Origin of the sequence: Enterococcus sp. AZ196 (assembly GCF_050498845.1) — a bacterium.
Lineage (GTDB): Bacteria > Bacillota > Bacilli > Lactobacillales > Enterococcaceae > Enterococcus_A > Enterococcus_A murrayae.
Window position 1 is genome coordinate 3136466 of sequence record NZ_JBIPAM010000001.1, and the last position, 18356, is coordinate 3154821.

The following is an 18356-nucleotide window of genomic DNA, read 5'->3' on the forward strand; positions in this document are numbered from 1 at the left end:
ATTCAAAAATGAAATCATTTATACTGACGGGTAGGTAAAACATCGAGGTTTCTAGAGTTAGAAATGTTCTCAATTGATTGAATCGTTTTTATATCGATCGTTGGCGGAGAATAGTTAAGGAAGTTGCTTAGAAAAGTTCTTTCATTGTTTTATTATTTCTGTATGGTGTAGTTAGGATACCAAACTATACCACCGGAGGTGCAATATGACAGATGAAGAACTTGAAGAATTGATAGATAATGCGAATTGGTTGTTTGCTTCCCTATCGAAAGAAAAATTAACAGGTGATATAAAAAATGTTATGGAATTTGATTTGGAAAATTTAGAGCGTGTTAAGAAATATAAAAAAATTGCAAAAGAAATAGCCAGTCGATTGTTTCATAAAGGGATCTCTGAAGGAAAAGAACTCTCATTTGAAAAGTTAAGCCCTGTTGAACAAAAAGCAGTCAAAAAGATTCGAAACGATAGCACCTTGGATAGGGAACATTTAAAAGGTGATTTTGTTATCTCCAGTTTCTTTGAGGTAGAGAGAATAAGGCAAAATCAAACTCCCCCTCCACGAAAGAGATTGCAGTTAAACGATGAACAACTTTCCCGGCTTTTTCAACTTAAATTCCAAAATGAGTCCGTTAGAGGAATAGCGAGACAAATGAATTTAAACAGGGGCACTGTAAATAAAGTTCTTGAGAAAGATTATGTTAATGCGAGAGATAGAGAACGCATAGCTGCGGCAGAACGGCAAGCAGAAAGTAATCATAAAAAGTAATTGATTTGAGGTTTGTTCAATAAGGAGCGATAAATTAGTGGAAGATAATCATTTGGAAGAAGAGTTGGTTATGGCAAAACAGGTAGCAAAAGCGGCTCATAAAAACCAGGTTGATAAAGCAGGCGTAGACTATTTTGAGCATGTAAAAACAGTGGGTGATGCTGGAGAGACCATCGAAGAAAAAATTGTCGGTTATTTACATGATGTTGTTGAAGATAGTCAAATCATGATAACGGACCTCTCTGAGCACGATTTTTCGGATGCCATTTTGAATGCAGTAGATGCGATCACACGAAGAAAGAGTGAAAGTTGGCAGAAGTATATACGAAGGGTTGGTGATAATTCTATTGCTACGAAAGTGAAGATAAATGATTTGAAACATAATAGTGATTTGAGTCGAATTGAATCACCTAGTGAAGTCGATTTATCTCGACAAAGAAAGTACCAAGAGGCTATAGCTAATTTATTAGAAAAACAGCTGTTTCATTAAATACAAAAACAAGTACTATCAATCGACTTTAAGTTTGTATAAGAGTACAAGGACGATTACGGGAGAGAAAATATGGAGATAGAGATCATAATTGATGCGATTAATGAGCATCAATACAATAGAGGAAAAGAAAGCGGGTATCAAAAAAGCCAACTAAGATATACAGAAATTGTTGACACCGGCGAAAATATTATTCATGTTGAGACGAGGGCATATACTAACGATACAAAGGAACTAGAATTTTCAGTAGTAACTGAAAAAGGAAAGGTAATAGCAATCAATGAGATAAATTGATTAGAGAATATGGATTGGCGCGTTTTCTAGCAATCCATATGTATGAACATAATGCTGTTGATTTTGATGAAAAGGAAAGATTTTGTAGCAACAATAATTTAAAATTTTTTTAACTAGTATGAAATAAAAGGTGATCGGAATAGAGCTTGCAAGGGTGTAACACTAACTGTGTAAGTAGCTACTAATTTTAGGTGGTGCGTCATAGTTTTTTCTATAGGTAATGATGAGATTGCCGAACTTTGTTTATGGTGAACAATAGTCTGGTTCTGTAGAAATTCTTGGAAAATTATACATACTACGAATATCGTTCAAAACCCTTATACTAGTTTGATTTAAACTTGAGTGCTGTAAAATCTTTTAAATGACGTGTCATACTAGTCTAATTGATGGATGCAAATCTTCTTTTGAAATGTCATATTAGTACGATGTAGTCTAGCCTAGACACTAGCCTGCTGCTCTATTTTTTTTATTCGTTCATATCCCCCCCTTTTGAAAATGATGTTTTATGTATATAATACATCATCGCATTTTTGATATTGAACTTTTTCTAGTTAATCAACTTAAGACAAAAAACATACCTAGAAAAGAAAATAGCTAAATCGAGATTTAATCTATTTTTTCAGGTATGTTTTATGAAAATTCAGAACAAGTTTTTTTAACTAGTTATCCTTTAACATGTAAATTTTGTATATGTTGAAAAAATTAACTCTGAGAAAACTGTGCTTCATATAGTTTCTTATAAAATCCGTTTTTCTGCAGCAACTCTTGATGGCTGCCGATCTCAACTATACTGCCATGATCCAATACTAATATTTGATCCGCGTTTTGGATCGTTGATAATCGGTGGGCGATCACGAAGCTGGTATGGTTTTTCATCATCGCCAGAAAGGCACTTTGGATTTTTTTCTCAGTCAATGTATCAACGGAGCTGGTGGCTTCGTCAAGGATCAGCATGGACGGCTGACTGATCATAGTTCGAGCGATTGTCAATAATTGGCGTTGCCCGTCAGAAAGCTTGATCCCAGCTTCACCTACAATCGTATCTAATTTATCCGGCAACCGCATGACGAAATCATACATATACGCATCTTTTAGTGCCGTATAGATTTCTTCATCGGTTGCTGTTTTTCGGCCATAACGTAAATTTGCACGCAGGCTGCTGTCCATCAGCCATGTTTCTTGCAATACCATCCCGAATTGTTGCCGCAGACTATCGCGAGTCAAATGACGAATGTCTGTACCATCAATCGTGATCTTTCCTTGATCGACTTCATAAAAACGCATCAAGAGATTCACTAGCGTGGATTTTCCAGCACCAGTTTTTCCAACGATAGCGATGGTCTCCCCAGGCTCGACAGTCAAGTTAAAGTTTTCAATCAAACGTTGGTCTTTCTGATAGGAAAAATCAACGTGCTCAAAAATGACTTTTCCTTTTGCCTCGGTCAACGTGATTGCATCTGGGTCATCCGTCTGCTCAATCGGCTCTTTCAGCAATTCAAAGGACCGATCGAGACCGGCGATCGCTGTTTGAATCTGGATCGTAATCCCGGAAAGTTCAATGAATGGTTTGGTGAACTGGCTGGAATAAATCGTGAAGCTGGAAATAATCCCGATTGTTACACCATTATCAGAGTTTAAGGCTAATAAACCACCCACAAGCCCTACCATTAAGTAAGCCAAGTGATCAACAAAACGTGACGAGGGATTCGTTAGAGAAGAAGCAAATTGTGCTTTTTGCCCACGAACATAAAGCTCTTGATTTAACGCTTCAAAATTTGTTTGGTTTTGACTTTCTCGTTGGAAAGCCTTGACGATTTTCTGATTTCCCACCATCTCGGTGATAAAGCCGGAGATCGAGCCGACTAGCTGCTGCTGGCTGGTAAAGTATTGCTGAGAAGTACGGGCCACGACATAAGTGAGCAAAAAGATGATCGGTGTCGCCACCAAAACGACTAATGTGAGCATTGGGCTGAGATACAGCATAAAAACTAATGCCACTAAAACGACGGTCATTCCAGAAAACACCTGATTAAAGACTGCAGATATGGCGGTGGAAATATTATCCATATCGTTGGTAAAGCGACTAACGATATCGCCTTTGGAGCTTTGATCGTAATAGCTCAGCGGTAATTTATTCAGATGGGTAAAGGTTTCTTCCCGCAATTTGGCGACTGAGTCAAAAGAGACGGTATTACCTAAACGTTGAATGAAATATTGACTAATAACTGTGACTAAAAAGATACCAATAAACAGCTGTAGAATTTGGAAAAGACGAGTAAAATCAACGGCTCCCTGATTGACCATTTGATCGACAGCTACACCGATGTAGTATGTCATCATTACCGAAGTGATCCCACTAGCGATACCTAAAATGATCGCGGCAATCAATTCTTTCGGATATGCAGCTAGGTAAGGAATAAACAGTTTTAGTGAACGGAAAAAATTCTTTTTCTTGATCATTGGGCCGTCCCGCCTTCCTCTTGAGATTCGACCAGCTCTTGATAAAGCTTGGATTCCTGCAGCAGGATGTCGTGTGTTCCTTGAGCCGCAATTTTCCCGTTATCCATCAATAAGATTGTTTCGGCGTCTTGGATCGAGCGCAAGCGTTGAGAAATAATAATGACACCGCAATCTAGATCACGCTTTAATGCTTGACGTAAATCGAGGTCTGTTTGATAATCCAAGGCTGACAAGGAGTCGTCCAAGATCAGCAATTTCGGCTTACGAATCAATGCACGAGCAATGGTCAGGCGCTGGCGTTGTCCACCAGAAAAATTTTTTCCATTTTCCAAGATCGGCGTATCTAATCCCTTTGGCAGAGTTTCAACGAATTCACTAGCCTGTGCGATCGTTAGGGCTTGCCAGCATTCAGCGTCGGTTGCGTCAGCTTTGCCCCATTGCAGGTTTTCGCGAATTGTTCCGCTGAATAGTACGGCAGTTTGCGGGACAAGGGAGATCTCAGAACGCAAACGTTCTAATTCCCAGTCTTTGACATCACTACCGGCAAAGCTGACGCTTCCTTTAGAGGCATCATAAAACCGTGGAATCAGACTGATCAACGTAGATTTTCCACTGCCCGTAGCACCTGTGATACCAAGAATTTTATTTTCGGTTAAAGTAAAAGAAATATCCTGCAAAGCGAGTCCGGACTTTTCTGTATAACGAAAATCCACCTTATTAAAATCGATCAAAGGGGCCTGTTCGTCTGTCTGCTGAATTGTACCTTCGTCAATTAAGGTCGTATCTGTCGCAAACACTTCGTTGATCCGATTCGCAGATGCTGCCGCTCGGGTGAAGAGTACGACTAAGTTTGAAACGACGATCAAAGCTAAAAGCATTTGATTCATATAATTGATCAAGGCCAACACTTGTCCTTGCTCTAAATGACCGATATTAACCTTAAAGCCGCCAAAATAAAGCAACGCAGCAACACCAGCATTCATAATGAGTGTTGTACTAGGGGATAGAAGGGCTGAAATATTTGCTACTCGTTGATTTAAACGGGAAATGGTTTCAGCTTCATCCTTAAAATGGTTGGTTTCGGTCTTTGTCCGAGCAAACGCACGAATGACACGAACACCACTCAAATTTTGTGTAACTAGTTGATTCAATTGATCCAGCTTTTGTTGGATTTTTTTATACAGCGGGACAGAATAATGAATAATCAAAAAGAGAACCAGACAAAAAAGCGGTAATAGAATCAAGAAAATCAGGCCCATCTGCCAATCAATATAAAAAGCCATGATGACCGAACCGATACTCAAGAAGGGGGCGCGGACAACTAGACGGATCAACATCGCCAGAGCTCCTTGCATTTGGTTGATGTCATTGGTCATACGAGTAATCAGGGTATCCGTGCCAAATCGATTCAACTCGTTATGAGAAAAGCTGTTGATTTTTTCCATCAAACGATTTCGCAAGACTGTTCCGAACCCTTGTGAGGCGATTGATGCATAGTACTGACAGATCAGAGCACAGAGCAGCCCGACGATCGATAGACCTAACATGGCGACAGTCATCTCAATCACCTTGCCTTGATCATGGCGAGCAATCCCTTCATCGACCAATCGTGCCATAAAGAGAGGCAGAATCAGTTCAAAGACTGCTTCTAAAAATTTGAAAAAAGGACCAAGGATAATCTGTTTCCGATAATCTTTAGCGTAACGTAAAAGCTGAAACATGTAAGTTCCTCCAATTATATAAAGTAGATAATGTGCAAAATAGGATTGCTTCTATTGTACCGTATTTGTCAAACAAGTCCGAAACATATACTTAAAAAGAATATCCTGATGAACGGAGAAAACGGCATCTTGAATCAGAGGGACTTGTTTGACAAATAAAAAAGCAACAGAAGGATTTCTGCTGCTTGTTCCTAGTTATTCTGCTGTGATTTGTTCTCGCTGTTTTGAGAGATTACTGATCATTTCTTGGATCCATTGGACGCTTTGCGTTGTTAAGAAGGGATCAATGACTACGACAGGATAATCATCCGGCAAGCCTTTTGAAGCGCCTGTTGTGATTAAGCAGTCGTAATTATCTAGCTCCTTCCAAAGATTGGGAGTACCACCTGATAATTGCTCGAAAAGAACGATTTCGAAATTGCCATAAATAGTATCGGAAATCTGTTTTGCAAGAAAGCTTTCTTCGGTTGGCGTCAAATCAGATAGTAATAAGACTTTTAACAAGGGATCTTGTTCAGCAAGCCACTCTAGACTATTTACTTCAGTCGTGACCAGTAAATAAACATAGTTTTGAATGAAATCCTCTTCCTGATACATATGGTATTTGGTGACGAAACGTTCTACGAGGTCTCTAACTTTTTGCACTCCTCGTCGGTATACGCTAGATACTTCTTGGAGGAAAACAGAACGATTACGCCATAAGACTCCGATGTATTTTCCATTTGGCTCACATAGATAAAAATCATTGTTCAGTACAGTAGCCAAATCAAGTCGATTCAATTTGGTTAGACGATTTCCTAGTAATTGATTGAATTCTTCCGCTAAAGAATAATGCTGCATAAACAGTCTTCTATATTTAGGATTTTCTGCTAAAGCGACTTCCCGATGTAGCAGACTGAATACGATAGAATCTGAAAAAGTCAGCCACAATGCGTCCCGCAGCATTTCTGGTGTAAGCTCTAAATCTACGCCATCTTTAACGGCTTGTTGCAGCATTTTATAGGAAAGTGCCATCGGTAGAAGGATCTTTTCAGTCCTTAACTGCTCCTTTGGAAAAGTATGGCCGCTTTTAATTCGCCAAAAACTGATATACATGCTGTAAATCAGCCGTTTTTGGAAAATATATTTTTGATGGATGCCATTCATGTCTACAAAGTCCTGTACATACCGTTCAATAATATGGTAATGAGCAGAGGGTAATTTTGGTAGGGTACTTTCAAAAGCGCTTTGCCGTTCACTATAAAAACGATAATAAAAGTTTCGAATCTCACCCTCATCGCCCTCTATTCGTAGTGGTCGATAACAAAATTTCATTCCAGCTTCCGTTAAGGTTTGTTTGATCTTTTTTAGATAGCGTTGAGTGTTAGAGGAGCTCAAATACAATTTTTTCGAGAGCTCATTGATATTTTCGCACTCCTCGTATAAGAGCTCTTCGATAATCTGAAATTCCGGACACATGTTCAAAAAATTAGCATATAAATTTCCTAAGCTCATCGACTTATCTATGACAATGCGATAGAGACCTTTTATTTTAATAATTTGAAAATTGGGTCTGTCTGAATTGATCAATTCGATGTCATTTAACAAAATCGGCAACGAACAATCTAGTTCGTCTAGTAATTGGTCACTAGATAGGCCGTCTCGGTGATAATACAAATGCTCCAGTAACAGTAGGCGCCGTTTGTTGGTCGTTCCTAAAACCCCGCGGAAATCCATCGTCACCCCTCCTTTGAAAGACTGATTGTGCAGCATATTAGCCATTTTGATAAAAGATGAAACCTATTAATAAAAAGGGAATATCTATAATTTTTTTATTTGATGAATGACAAGAATATAGTGAAGGAAATCATATAAATAAAACGTTTTCTATATAAAAATCATAAGGCTAAAATGTTCTAAAGACAAGTTTTTATTGATTTATTGTTTCCATTTAAGAGATAAGAAGAACCTTTGTTTAGTAGTTTATTTTGGTTGGAGTGGAAATAAACGGCGAAAAGTCAGCAGAGAAAAATGACTTCCAAAATTTTGTATGACTAAATCGTTGGAAGAATACTCATGAAACTGGTATTTTTTTGCCATCCATGGAATAATTAGGCACAAGTCTTAAACTTAATTAAGGGAGAGAGAAGATGGAAAAACTTTTTACGATTGTTGTGCTATTATTTTTTTGCTATTCATTTATTGGCTGGTTGTGGGAGACGATTTACTGTTCGATCAAAGCGAAGCATTTTGTTTATCGTGGATTTCTATTAGGACCGATTACACCGATTTACGGTTTTGGGGTCGTTGGGGTACTCTATTTCATTGAACCGTATCAGCAGAATATCGTGCTGCTGTTTTTCTTAGCTTTGATTCTAGTAACTGCATTAGAGTATCTTACAAGTTTTCTATTAGAAAAGATTTTTCATCTGACATTGTGGGATTATAAAGAGGTCCCATTGAATATCAATGGACGGGTTGCTGTACCTGTATCCATTTTTTGGGGACTTGCCTGCGTCTTTATCGTTCGTGTCTTAAATCCTTATCTAATGGGGTTAATCTTCAATTGGCAGCAGCGCTTTGGCATATTTTTACCAATGATTTTATTGATGATTACTAGCTTTGATCTAGGGTTTACATTGGCCAACTTAGCGTCATTACGTCAAGCCATGAATAAGATGAGTACAACGATTCAAGAGAAAAAGGAACAATTGCAAACCGATCTTGGGGAATTAAAGGTTGCTGCAGAAGAACGTCGCCAAAGCTGGATGACAGAAATCAAAGAGCAGCCAGAGTGGCGTAAACAATTGCCAAAGCTGAATTTTCAAGAACGCCGTTTCTTGAATAGCTTCCCAAATATGAAGTCAAAGGAAATCAAAAGTCCATTAACGGAGATTCGTCAACTGGCGAAAGAGCTGCGAAGAAAATAATATTACAAAAATATGACAAAAAGATAGTCCCTTTAATACTTGAGGAGACTATCTTTTTTCTGTAATAAAAAGAAAATAAAACAAATGTTACTAAAACGTGCTTTGTTTTGTAATGAAATGTAATGCTTCTGAAACAAAAAGCCCCTCTTTTTTTCGTATAATAACGAAGGGTAAATAGAAAGGTGGACTTTTAAGTGAGAAAGCAAACGTTTGGGTTCGTTGCCACGCTAATGTTGGGTGCTAACGTACTTTTACCAGTCTTTGCACAGGCAGAGTCACTGAATGAATTAGACAAAAAAGAATCCGCGATCACTCGTCAAAGCGACAAAATCAGCGGAGAGTTGCAAATTGCATTGAACGATGTCAACGAGAAGTATCAAGAGGTCAATGACATTCGGATAAAAATCAGCGAAAATGAAGCAACACTAGAAAAAACGAAGACAGAGATCACTGACACTGAGAAGAAAATCGAACAGCGCAAAGAAGCGATCGGCGAACGAATGAAAAACGCACAGGTCAATGGAATGACGGATCGTTCAATCAATGCATTGTTAGAGTCAAAAGATCTTGGTGAATTTTTGAATCGTGCGTTTGCGATGTCCGTCATCCAAAACGCGGAAAAAACAAAAGTTGCCAGCTTAGGTGAAGCAAAAGAAAAGTTAACTGAGCTGAAAGCAACACAGGAAAAGACCCAAACCCAATTAAAGAAAGATAGTCAAAGTTTAGAAGCTGAGACGACTAAGCTGGATGATAAAATGGCGAACTTAAAACAAGAACTAGCCAATAATAAAACAAGCTTAGAGAAAATCAGTCAAGATAAAGAAGTAGAAAAAGCAAGACAAGCTGCAGAAAAAGCCCAAAAGGCCAAAGCAGAAAAAGAAGCGAAAGAGGCCGCTAAAGCAGCAGAAGCAGAAAAAGCGGCACAAGCCGCAGCTGCTCGGGCAGAAGAAAAAGCAAAAAATGAAGCTGCTTCACAGGCTTCGGCACAATCATCGAAACCTGCTGCGTCAGCTTCAAGCTCACAGCAATCAACAACCACACAAACAAGTGAGCAGCCAAAGCAAGAACCAGCAAAACCTGCTGAGCCAAGCACACCGACAACGTCTGGTCGGACAATGCAGATGGAATCAACTGGCTATTCATGTGCTGAATCAGTCAATACGTACTTCACCGCAATGGGCATTGATTTGCGTCAAAATCCGCAAGTTGTCGCGGTTGATCCAAGTGTTATCCCGCTGGGCTCAATGGTAGAGGTGTCAGGCTATGGTATCGCCATTGCTGGAGATACTGGTGGTGCGATCAAGGGGAACATCATTGATTGCCATTTCCCAACTGTTGAACAATGTATCCAATGGGGACGCCGTTCTGTAACAGTTACAGTTATTAGTTAAAAGTTTAAGCATCGATTGAAATCTGTTGATTTTGATCGATGCTTTTTTGTTTTTCTTTGTTAGACGATCAGTGGTTTTGTGGACGAAGAAATGAAAGGGCTAGTGTTGTATTTGAATAGAGTCAACAAATGAGTTAAAAGATTAGTAAGTTGAAAAAGGAAAGTACCAAACTTGTTCAACGCAGTGCTGTATAATTAAAGATGGATACGTACAAAGGGAGGTGTTTGTTTATGAAAGCTGATACAAATAAGGAACGGCTCACGGCTTTTTTCTACGAGAAAAAGCAGACTTTTACAACTAAGCAACTTACTCAGGAACTTGAGATTCCGCGACCAACTGTCAGTAAACTATTGAATGAATTGGTTCGTGAAGGACTTTTAGTGAAGAATGATAAGTATCCCATTTCCTATCAATTGCGAGAGCCTAAAGTAGAAGATCGTTGTTTTTCAGATGTGATTGGATATGACGGCAGTTTGTTAAAGCAGATTATCAGTTGCAAAAGTTCGGTAACCTATCCGCCTAAAGGATTGCCTTTATTGATCTTGGGTGAAAGCGGGGTTGGGAAAAGTTTTTTAGCAGAACGGGTATTTAATTATGCTGTCAGCACAAATCAAATAGCTGAGGACGCGCCATTTAAAACGTTGAATTGTGCGGATTACGCTAGAAACGAAGAACTTCTATCAGCCGCACTTTTCGGCTATACAAAGGGGAGTTTTACAGGAGCTGATACGAATAGAACAGGAATTTTTGATGAGGCTAATGGAGGCTACCTTTTTCTAGATGAGGTTCATCGTCTGTCGCCAGTTGGACAGGAAAAGCTGTTTCGTTATTTAGACAAAGGTGTGATTTCAAGTTTAGGCTCTCAAAAGGAACGAGAAGTGGATGTACGGTTGATTTTTGCTACCACGGAACTTTCGTCCGTATTATTAGAAACGTTTATCCGGCGTATTCCCTTGTTGCTCAATTTACCTAGATATGCCGAGCGTCCAGTTGAAGAACGCTACCGCATTATCTATCAGCTTTTTGCTAAAGAGTGTCAAGCTATTGGACAAAATGTAGAGATTTCCAGCAATTTATACAATTTATTGATTATGTTTGATGGTAAAGGAAATATTGGAACATTAAAGAATATCATTCGAGTGTCCTTGGCACGAGCGGTTCATGATCAAACGGGCGAACAGTTAAGAGTCAGTACGCAGGAGGTTCCCAATGCTTATCGAATTCATCGTACGAACTACAGGTTTGTCCCCAAGGATATTTTGATCGAAAGCAGCAGCACTCATAGGTATGAGCAGCCTATGGATAAGCTAAAAGCTTTTCCAGAAAAGAAACTTGAAGAACTAATTAGTTTATTAATTAAGCAAAATACGTTAGAGAACAATCAAAGAGAAGTTCGAGAAATGATTTTGGAATTAATGAAGGACATTGAGAAGTTTGAAGAAAGTCCGCATAATGTGATCATTTTTCACTCACCAATTGGCAATATTTTGGAATATCTTGAATTGAATTATGGGTTTAAATTTAGTAAGCGTCACGTCCTCTTTTTCTCAAAGATGCTGTCGCAGGTCGATCATCACCTAATTGACCATCTAGAAATAGAAAATCATCGAAAAGGACTTAGAGTAATTAAACGCAATTATTATAAAATTTACAAAATGTCTAAAGTATTTGTCGAAATGATTCGGATCCATTTAGACATTGAATCATTAGGCGATTATTTCTTATTGGTCGCATTCTTTTATTTTTATTATCATGCCACTGCAAATCAGCAATTGCCATTTTTAGTAATCATATCTCATGGCGTTTCTACCGCTTCAAGTATTGCTAGTCTAGTCAATCAAGCCTATAGCCAATATATTTTTGAAGGCATCGACATGCCGTATAATGCAACCAAAGATCAAGTATTGCGTAAGCTGCGCAAAAGTTTGAAAAATATCGATACATCGAAAGGAATTTTAGTTTTAGTGGATATGGGTTCATTGATTGAGATTATCGATGATATTCAAGAGGAAGTCAGCGGAGAAATAGCTATCATGAACAATATCACCTCACAAGTTGCTTTAGAAGCCGCCAATCTGATCTTACAAAAAAAATCAATTGAAGAAACACTCCAGCATTTAGAAGAAAATGTTCAAGTCATCTCTAAATATGTACCTTCCAAAGAAAAAAATAGTTTGGTTATCGTCGCCTGCTCAACAGGAAAGGGAAGTGCGTACAAAATTAGTAAGGTATTGAAAAAATGCTTTGTTAATGAAGGTGTTGTCTATCAGTGCAGTGATTTTCGAACCTTGACGCAACCCGAAGAAATGAAACGACTGAAAGAAAAATACAAACGAATTTTATTAATCACAACTTCAAAAAATCAAACTTCACAAGAAGGAATCACTTTGCAGGAACTCATTAACGATAAAGGTGAGCAGGTTCTTCGCAGCTTTTATAAGAATCAGATTACGGAAGGACAGCTTCAGCAAATTCTTGACCGTATCACTAAAGAGTTTACGTTGCGAAATCTGATCGAACAATTGACGATTTTGAACCCTGCGAAATTAATTGATGATGTCCAGGAATTTATTACTGCGATTGAGCTGGAGTTCGGAAAGGTTTATACGTCATCTGAGAAAAAAATATTGCTAATGCATGTTTCTATTATGATTGAACGACTCTTATTAGAAAATGAGCAACAAAAGTGTAATACTCCTTCGGAAAAGTGTAATAGCATACAAGGTCAGATCGTAAAGAAAAAGCTAAGTGTAATTGAAGGAAAATACAATGTAAGAGTTCATGCGAAAGAGCTAAATTTATTATTGAATCTCTTGTAAAATTAAGCAATGAAAACCCACTGTTTATACGAATTTATAGGCTGAGGATCAAAAGTGTGCTGCTTTTGATCCTCAGCTTTTTTTGGCACGAAACTTGCGTTTATTAAAGTGAAGGAAGGAGCGGAGAACATATGATAGGGATCATCGTAGCAACACATGGGAGGTATGGAGAAGAAATTATCAAAAGTGCGGAGTTCATTTTGGGGAACATACCATGGATAGAGGCCTGTTCCTTGCAACGAGAACAAAAAGCGGATCAGTTTATTTCCCTAATGAATCAAATGGTAAAAGAAATGGAGGAGCTAAATGGTGTGATCATCTTTTCTGATCTTTATGGCGGAACTCCCTCTAATCTATCCATGTTGGAAAACAAACACAGAAAGGTTCGAACGATCTCTGGATTAAATATGGCTATGTTGATTACTTGTGTGATGGAAAGGCAGACAATGGAATTAGATGAATTAGCAAATGTGGTGGTTAAGGAGGGCAAAGAAGGAATCAAATTAACGTCAGATTTGTTAAAGGAGGAGCGAACATGATGGAAAATATCGTGATGTGCAGAATTGATTTTCGTTTAATTCACGGACAGGTAATCACCAAATGGCTGCGTTATTATCCTGCGAAAAAGGTCGTCATCGTTGATAATATGCTGTCAGAAGATGATTTCATGGCAGAAATCTATAAAATGGCTGCACCGCAAGGATTGATTCTAGAAATATTAAATGAGCAAGAAGTGGAAAGTTATCTGGCACAGAATAAGGAGACCATTTTCTTATTGTTTAAAGATATTCCGACGGGCCATCGGTTTGTTAAAAAGGGTCATGTTTTACGAGAAATGGTAGTTGGCGGTGTTCCCAGTGAAGCGGGACGTAAGTTAGTTTTTAGCGGAGTCTATTTAGATCAGGCAGATTTTGAGCGACTAGTAGAAGTTGAACAAATGGGGACACAGGTCAGCTTTTCTTCTACACCGGATGATAAAAGTCTCAAGTTAGCATCTATTAAGGGTTTGTTTTAACTAAGAAAGGAGGTAAGACCATGGATTTTCAAACATTATTAATGGCTTTCGTGATGGGGTTTCTTTATTGGATCGCGAATGGATACTTTGGTTATACCTTATGGATGGGATTAGGAACACCTTTTGCAATGGGGTTATTTGCTGGATTAATCTACGGTGATATCACGACAGGAATTATTTTAGCCGGTAGTATCAAATTAATTTTTTTAGGAGTCATTGCACCGGGTGGACAATTGCCATCAGATGAAAATATTGCGGCAGCTTGTATTATTCCGATCGCGTTGAAAACAGGGATGTCGACAGAAGTTGCGTTAACATTGGCTATTCCTGTAGCTATGCTGGGAGCATTTCTGTACAACTTAAAGAAAATCGTCAATATTCGTTTTGTCAAAATGGCTGATGAGAGTGCTGAAGCAGTTGATTTGAAGGGCTTATGGCGAAGTGCTTTTACTTGGCCAATGCTCACGAACTTTGTATTATTTTTTACTCCTGTGTTTCTAGTCAATATTTTCGGAGAGAATGTTGTCAAACCAGTGTTGGCTATTATTCCCGAATGGCTGATGGGTGGTTTGGAGGTCGCGGGAGGGATTCTACCGGCGATTGGGTTTGCGATGATCATGATTATGATCGGGAAAAAGCAATATATTCCATTCTTTATTATTGGCTATTTCGTGACGGTGGTCTCTCAATTGAATGTTTTAGTGTCGATTATTTTAGCTATCTCAATCGCATGTATCATTATCTTCTTGAAACGAGAATTAAGGGAGGGCGAGCCGAATGTCTAAAACAGAAGTAGAGAAACCTGCAGTGATTAGTAAACGTGATCTCGATTATGCCTATTTGAGATGGTGGATGTTATCAGAAATCAGCGCGAACTATGAACGTATGCAGGCGATTGCTTATTGTGCCAGTATGGCACCAATTTTGCGTAAACTATATCCGAATGACGATGATTTGCGTGATTCTTTGAAACGGCATTTGATTTTCTTTAATACCGAAGCTACATGGGGATCGTTGATTTTTGGTAGTGTTGTCGCGATGGAAGAAGAAAAGGCGAAGGAAGAGAAGATTCCAGCCGAACTGATAACAAGCTATAAGACAGGATTGATGGGGACTCTAGCAGGAATTGGGGATACGATTGATCTGGCAACCATCTATACTTTAGTGACCGCAGGCTGTGCCAGTATCGCAGTAAAAGGCAGTATCTGGGCACCAATATTAATGATGGTGTTAGCTGTTTTTATGTATTTTGAAGGACATGTTTTCAATCGCATCGGCTATAAATATGGAAAGAACTCAGTGAAGAATGTTTTGTCATCAGGTCTATTAAAAGAAGCGGTAGATGGCGCAAATATCGTGGGTCTCTTCATGATTGGCTGTCTGTCTTCCAATTTGATTACACTGAATTCTAGTTTTAAAGCAGGAACTTTTGTCCTGCAAGAGACTTTGGATTCAATCCTGCCAGGATTATTACCCATCAGTGCCTTCTTCCTTGTTTACTTCTTGATGACTAAAGCAAAGCTGTCTGCTTCAAAAGTAGTTCTTTTGATTTTGGCAGTTTCGATTTTAGGTTCATTGATTGGACTTTTCTAGAGGAGATAGACAAATGGGGATTTTAACGATTAGTTTTTACTCGCTCACATTGCAACGCGCGGCTGATTTCATCTTAGTAACTCCTAAGTATGTGGATCGGCCGCTTCAGCACTTAAAACCCATTTACTTGCTGCATGGCGGCGGAGATGATTATACAAAATGGGTGCGTAGGGCACCATTAGAACGGTATGCAACAGAACAAAATGTTTTTTTCGTCTTGCCTGAAGGAGGGTTAAATTATTATTGCAACATCAAAGGGAAAGAGCCTTGTCAAAATCATATTTTTAAAGAACTTCCTCTTTTTTTAGAAACTCAGTTTGGAGTAAAAAATCATCAAAAGATTTTAGCGGGATTATCTATGGGAGGATATGGTGCTTGTCGCGAAGGCCTACTTCATCCTAAAGAATATATTGCAATCGGCAGTTTTTCTGGTGACCTGAATATTCTTGACAGTATGCGGAATAAAGAGCAGCAGACGAAGGTCTGGAATCAAAGAAGATACGAATTTGTTTTTGGTACATTCGAAATGTTCGAAAGAAGCGATCGAAACCTCGCTACTCTACTAGAGACTACACTTTCAGTTACTGAGACATTTTATTATCTCACTTGTGGGACAGAGGATGCACTTTTTCACAGCAATCAATGGTTTAATCAACAGGCTAAGAATCGATTAGATTTGCAGTTTGAAACATGGTCAGGAGGACATGATTGGTTCTTTTGGAATGAGAGTTTACAGAGATTTTTGACTCTCTTGAAGGCTGCTGGGAAACTGGAGGTGGTGTAATGATTGGATTGGATTATTATTTCTATTCTGACTATCTAGAAAAAGATATGCGCAGCATGGCCTTCTATCTAGAAAGAGAATCGATAACAAGAATTCTTTGTCTAATCTTGCCTAAAGAGGAAACAATTAACTCTTTTCTATACAGTGGAAAATTAGGAAATCAGCCAGACTTACTTGAACAGACGTTGCTATTAATACCCGACGCAAGCGAATTTTATTATACAGAGACGGACTATCAGGCGCATTATCTTGAATTTGCAAAACATGAATTGACTCAGATATTTCAGAATATTTTTGGGTTAGATGAAACACTTGAGGTGGTTATCAAAAGATGGCAGTCGATATAGAAAAAAGGAGTGAGAAGGATGCCCGATTGGCTGGATCTCTCAGGAAAGAGCGTGATTGTGACTGGTGGTTCCTCTGGTATTGGACTAGCAATTGTCAAAAATTTATTAGATCAAGGAGCATATGTTACTAATGCAGATCTTAAAAATGGGGACTTCAACCATGAAAATTTGCTCTTTGTTCAAACAGATATAGGATCGAAAACCGAAATAGAAAAAATGGTAACGATTGCTTTAAAAAAATGGCAGACGATTGACGCTCTAGTGAATAATGCTGGAATAAATTTACCAGCGTTAATGGTAGATAGTATTCTAGCAGCTGAAAAAAAAGAAATGACTGAAGCTTATTTTGACAAGATGGTTAGCGTCAATCAAAAAGGTGTCTTCTTAGCATCACAGGCGGTAAGTAGAGTGTTGATCACTAAAAAGAGCGGCGTGATTTTGAACGTTTCTTCAGAAGCTGGGTTAGAAGGTTCTGAGGGCCAGAGTATCTATGCAGCTACGAAAGCAGCGGTCAATAGTTTTACTCGATCTTGGGCAAAGGAGTGGGGACGCTACGGAATTAGAGTTGTCGGAGTGGCGCCGGGTATTTTAGAAGAGACGGGGCTTCGAACGATAGAGTATGAGACGGCTTTAGCCTATACTCGAAATTTATCAGTGGAGGAGCTGCGCAGTGGGTATTCTAGTGTAAAGACCATTCCGCTAGGTCGTAGTGGAAGACTAACTGAGGTTGCTGATCTGGTGTGCTATTTGTTGTCAGATCGCGCTAGCTATATCAGTGGCGTCACTATTAATATTGCTGGCGGAAAAACGAGAGGATAAAAGAGTAGTTGACTAGGAAAACCTTCTTAGTCAACTTTTTCTATTGTCTAAATAGATTTTAAAATTGCTAAAAAGCCTCGTCGATTCTTTTGTATCAGAGAAATCACCAGATTTTGTTAGTAAGTTTTTATTTTATCTAGGAATAAAGAAAGTGAACCGAAATTTCATCGAAAATATAATTTTTATGATAAATTGTTCACAACCATTTTTGTTTTTTCTAGAGAAATTATTGATAATCTACGCAGGTAAAACATTAAACCTGTTATACAGTTTTCAACCTTTAGGCCTTTAAAAGCTTGATAAATCGATGATTTACTCAAATTGGCATAGACAACTTATTCATAAAAATAATCATTTTATGTTATAAAAAGAACGGTGTTGAAGAGTTTAAGTGTCTTTTTAGGAGACTTTCGCTAATGATTTATTTAACAAGTCTATAAAATTGTTGTATCGTTAGATGTGTAGAATAACTCTTGTTATTAATTTAAATGAAAAAGCAGAAAGGTGTATGTAAAATGATTAAATTGTATACGTCAGCTAGTTGTACCTCATGTCGAAAGGCTAAGGCTTGGTTAAAAGAAAATGGATTGGCTTTTGAAGAAAGAAATATTATGTCGAATCCTTTAACGAAAGATGAAATTAAAGAAATTCTTTCAAAGACTGAAACGGGAACGGATGAAATTATTTCAACACGATCAAAGGTCTATGAAAAATTAGCTATTGATTTTGATGAATTGTCATTGAATGAACTGGTAGATGTAATTGAAGAGCATCCTAGTTTGTTAAGACGCCCAATTGTTTTTGATGAAACTAGATTTCAGGTTGGATACAACGAAGATGAGATCCATCAATTTATTCCGCGAGAAGTTCGCAGAGTGACTTCGAAGAAAATGTCTAGATTTTTACTATATTTGGATCTACAGAAAGAAAGTCTTGCATAAGCTAAGA

17 protein-coding genes are annotated in these 18356 nt (G+C 38.3%); 14 read left to right on the forward strand and 3 right to left on the reverse strand.

The window, feature by feature from the left end; genetic code table 11:
* Positions 1-205 precede the first annotated feature (205 nt).
* From IGI67_RS15085 to IGI67_RS15095, 3 genes are all read left to right on the forward strand, one after another.
* On the forward strand, positions 206-766 hold the full coding sequence (locus IGI67_RS15085; RefSeq protein ID WP_429958234.1) for a hypothetical protein: 561 nt from the start codon (positions 206-208) through the stop codon (positions 764-766).
* Between the two features lie 37 nt (positions 767-803).
* Positions 804-1256 (forward strand): GTP pyrophosphokinase, encoded by a 453-nt coding sequence (locus IGI67_RS15090; RefSeq protein ID WP_429958235.1) that lies wholly within the window; start codon positions 804-806, stop codon positions 1254-1256.
* Positions 1257-1328: 72 nt separating this feature from the next.
* A complete protein-coding gene (locus IGI67_RS15095) occupies positions 1329-1550 on the forward strand; it encodes a hypothetical protein (RefSeq protein ID WP_429958236.1) in 222 nt (73 codons plus the stop codon).
* Positions 1551-2252: 702 nt separating this feature from the next.
* Here the strand turns inward: IGI67_RS15095 and IGI67_RS15100 are convergent.
* From IGI67_RS15100 to IGI67_RS15110, 3 genes are all read right to left on the reverse strand, one after another.
* A complete protein-coding gene (locus tag IGI67_RS15100; RefSeq protein WP_429958237.1) occupies positions 2253-4010 on the reverse strand; it encodes an ABC transporter ATP-binding protein in 1758 nt (585 codons plus the stop codon).
* A complete protein-coding gene (locus IGI67_RS15105; RefSeq protein WP_429958238.1) occupies positions 4007-5731 on the reverse strand; it encodes an ABC transporter ATP-binding protein in 1725 nt (574 codons plus the stop codon). The genes IGI67_RS15100 and IGI67_RS15105 overlap by 4 nt, the downstream gene beginning before the upstream one ends.
* Positions 5732-5926: 195 nt before the next feature.
* The gene (locus tag IGI67_RS15110) at positions 5927-7447 is read right to left on the reverse strand and encodes a helix-turn-helix domain-containing protein (RefSeq protein ID WP_429958239.1); all 1521 of its coding nucleotides are present in this window, start codon (positions 7445-7447) and stop codon (positions 5927-5929) included.
* A gap of 413 nt (positions 7448-7860) precedes the next feature.
* On the opposite strand from IGI67_RS15110, the gene IGI67_RS15115 reads away from it, so the two are divergent.
* The 11 genes from IGI67_RS15115 to spxA all read left to right on the forward strand — a co-directional run bounded on the left by IGI67_RS15115 (position 7861) and on the right by spxA (position 18349).
* Positions 7861-8640 (forward strand): putative ABC transporter permease, encoded by a 780-nt coding sequence (locus IGI67_RS15115; RefSeq protein WP_429958240.1) that lies wholly within the window; start codon positions 7861-7863, stop codon positions 8638-8640.
* A 194-nt stretch (positions 8641-8834) separates the two neighbouring features.
* Positions 8835-10031: a 3D domain-containing protein gene (locus IGI67_RS15120; RefSeq protein ID WP_429958241.1), complete on the forward strand. Its 1197-nt coding sequence runs from the start codon at positions 8835-8837 to the stop codon at positions 10029-10031.
* Between the two features lie 230 nt (positions 10032-10261).
* Positions 10262-12850: a sigma 54-interacting transcriptional regulator gene (locus IGI67_RS15125; RefSeq protein ID WP_429958242.1), complete on the forward strand. Its 2589-nt coding sequence runs from the start codon at positions 10262-10264 to the stop codon at positions 12848-12850.
* Between the two features lie 131 nt (positions 12851-12981).
* Complete coding sequence (locus IGI67_RS15130; protein ID WP_429958243.1) at positions 12982-13389, forward strand: PTS sugar transporter subunit IIA; 408 nt, start codon at positions 12982-12984, stop codon at positions 13387-13389.
* On the forward strand, positions 13386-13865 hold the full coding sequence (locus IGI67_RS15135) for a PTS sugar transporter subunit IIB (protein ID WP_429958244.1): 480 nt from the start codon (positions 13386-13388) through the stop codon (positions 13863-13865). The genes IGI67_RS15130 and IGI67_RS15135 overlap by 4 nt, the downstream gene beginning before the upstream one ends.
* 20 nt (positions 13866-13885) lie before the next feature.
* Positions 13886-14650 (forward strand): PTS mannose/fructose/sorbose/N-acetylgalactosamine transporter subunit IIC, encoded by a 765-nt coding sequence (locus IGI67_RS15140; protein ID WP_207110625.1) that lies wholly within the window; start codon positions 13886-13888, stop codon positions 14648-14650.
* A complete protein-coding gene (locus tag IGI67_RS15145) occupies positions 14643-15458 on the forward strand; it encodes a PTS system mannose/fructose/sorbose family transporter subunit IID (protein WP_207110624.1) in 816 nt (271 codons plus the stop codon). The genes IGI67_RS15140 and IGI67_RS15145 overlap by 8 nt, the downstream gene beginning before the upstream one ends.
* A 13-nt stretch (positions 15459-15471) precedes the next feature.
* Positions 15472-16242, forward strand: coding sequence for an alpha/beta hydrolase (locus IGI67_RS15150; protein WP_429958245.1), 771 nt, complete (start codon positions 15472-15474; stop codon positions 16240-16242).
* Complete coding sequence (locus tag IGI67_RS15155; protein ID WP_429958246.1) at positions 16242-16589, forward strand: hypothetical protein; 348 nt, start codon at positions 16242-16244, stop codon at positions 16587-16589. The genes IGI67_RS15150 and IGI67_RS15155 overlap by 1 nt, the downstream gene beginning before the upstream one ends.
* A gap of 18 nt (positions 16590-16607) precedes the next feature.
* The gene (locus IGI67_RS15160) at positions 16608-17408 is read left to right on the forward strand and encodes an SDR family oxidoreductase (RefSeq protein WP_429958247.1); all 801 of its coding nucleotides are present in this window, start codon (positions 16608-16610) and stop codon (positions 17406-17408) included.
* A 515-nt stretch (positions 17409-17923) separates the two neighbouring features.
* Positions 17924-18349: a transcriptional regulator SpxA gene (gene spxA / locus IGI67_RS15165; protein ID WP_429958248.1), complete on the forward strand. Its 426-nt coding sequence runs from the start codon at positions 17924-17926 to the stop codon at positions 18347-18349.
* Positions 18350-18356 lie beyond the last annotated feature (7 nt).

What these genes read in the sequence shown, in the direction of transcription:
- IGI67_RS15130 (WP_429958243.1), top strand. Translation starts at nt 12,982, where the DNA reads ATGATAGGGATCATCGTAGCAACACATGGGAGGTATGGAGAAGAAATT.
- IGI67_RS15110 (WP_429958239.1), bottom strand. Translation starts at nt 7,447, where the DNA reads ATGGATTTCCGCGGGGTTTTAGGAACGACCAACAAACGGCGCCTACTG.
- IGI67_RS15160 (WP_429958247.1), top strand. Translation starts at nt 16,608, where the DNA reads ATGCCCGATTGGCTGGATCTCTCAGGAAAGAGCGTGATTGTGACTGGT.
- IGI67_RS15140 (WP_207110625.1), top strand. Translation starts at nt 13,886, where the DNA reads ATGGATTTTCAAACATTATTAATGGCTTTCGTGATGGGGTTTCTTTAT.
- IGI67_RS15155 (WP_429958246.1), top strand. Translation starts at nt 16,242, where the DNA reads ATGATTGGATTGGATTATTATTTCTATTCTGACTATCTAGAAAAAGAT.
- IGI67_RS15095 (WP_429958236.1), top strand. Translation starts at nt 1,329, where the DNA reads ATGGAGATAGAGATCATAATTGATGCGATTAATGAGCATCAATACAAT.
- IGI67_RS15115 (WP_429958240.1), top strand. Translation starts at nt 7,861, where the DNA reads ATGGAAAAACTTTTTACGATTGTTGTGCTATTATTTTTTTGCTATTCA.
- IGI67_RS15150 (WP_429958245.1), top strand. Translation starts at nt 15,472, where the DNA reads ATGGGGATTTTAACGATTAGTTTTTACTCGCTCACATTGCAACGCGCG.
- IGI67_RS15100 (WP_429958237.1), bottom strand. Translation starts at nt 4,010, where the DNA reads ATGATCAAGAAAAAGAATTTTTTCCGTTCACTAAAACTGTTTATTCCT.
- IGI67_RS15125 (WP_429958242.1), top strand. Translation starts at nt 10,262, where the DNA reads ATGAAAGCTGATACAAATAAGGAACGGCTCACGGCTTTTTTCTACGAG.
- IGI67_RS15145 (WP_207110624.1), top strand. Translation starts at nt 14,643, where the DNA reads ATGTCTAAAACAGAAGTAGAGAAACCTGCAGTGATTAGTAAACGTGAT.
- IGI67_RS15135 (WP_429958244.1), top strand. Translation starts at nt 13,386, where the DNA reads ATGATGGAAAATATCGTGATGTGCAGAATTGATTTTCGTTTAATTCAC.
- IGI67_RS15085 (WP_429958234.1), top strand. Translation starts at nt 206, where the DNA reads ATGACAGATGAAGAACTTGAAGAATTGATAGATAATGCGAATTGGTTG.
- spxA (WP_429958248.1), top strand. Translation starts at nt 17,924, where the DNA reads ATGATTAAATTGTATACGTCAGCTAGTTGTACCTCATGTCGAAAGGCT.
- IGI67_RS15105 (WP_429958238.1), bottom strand. Translation starts at nt 5,731, where the DNA reads ATGTTTCAGCTTTTACGTTACGCTAAAGATTATCGGAAACAGATTATC.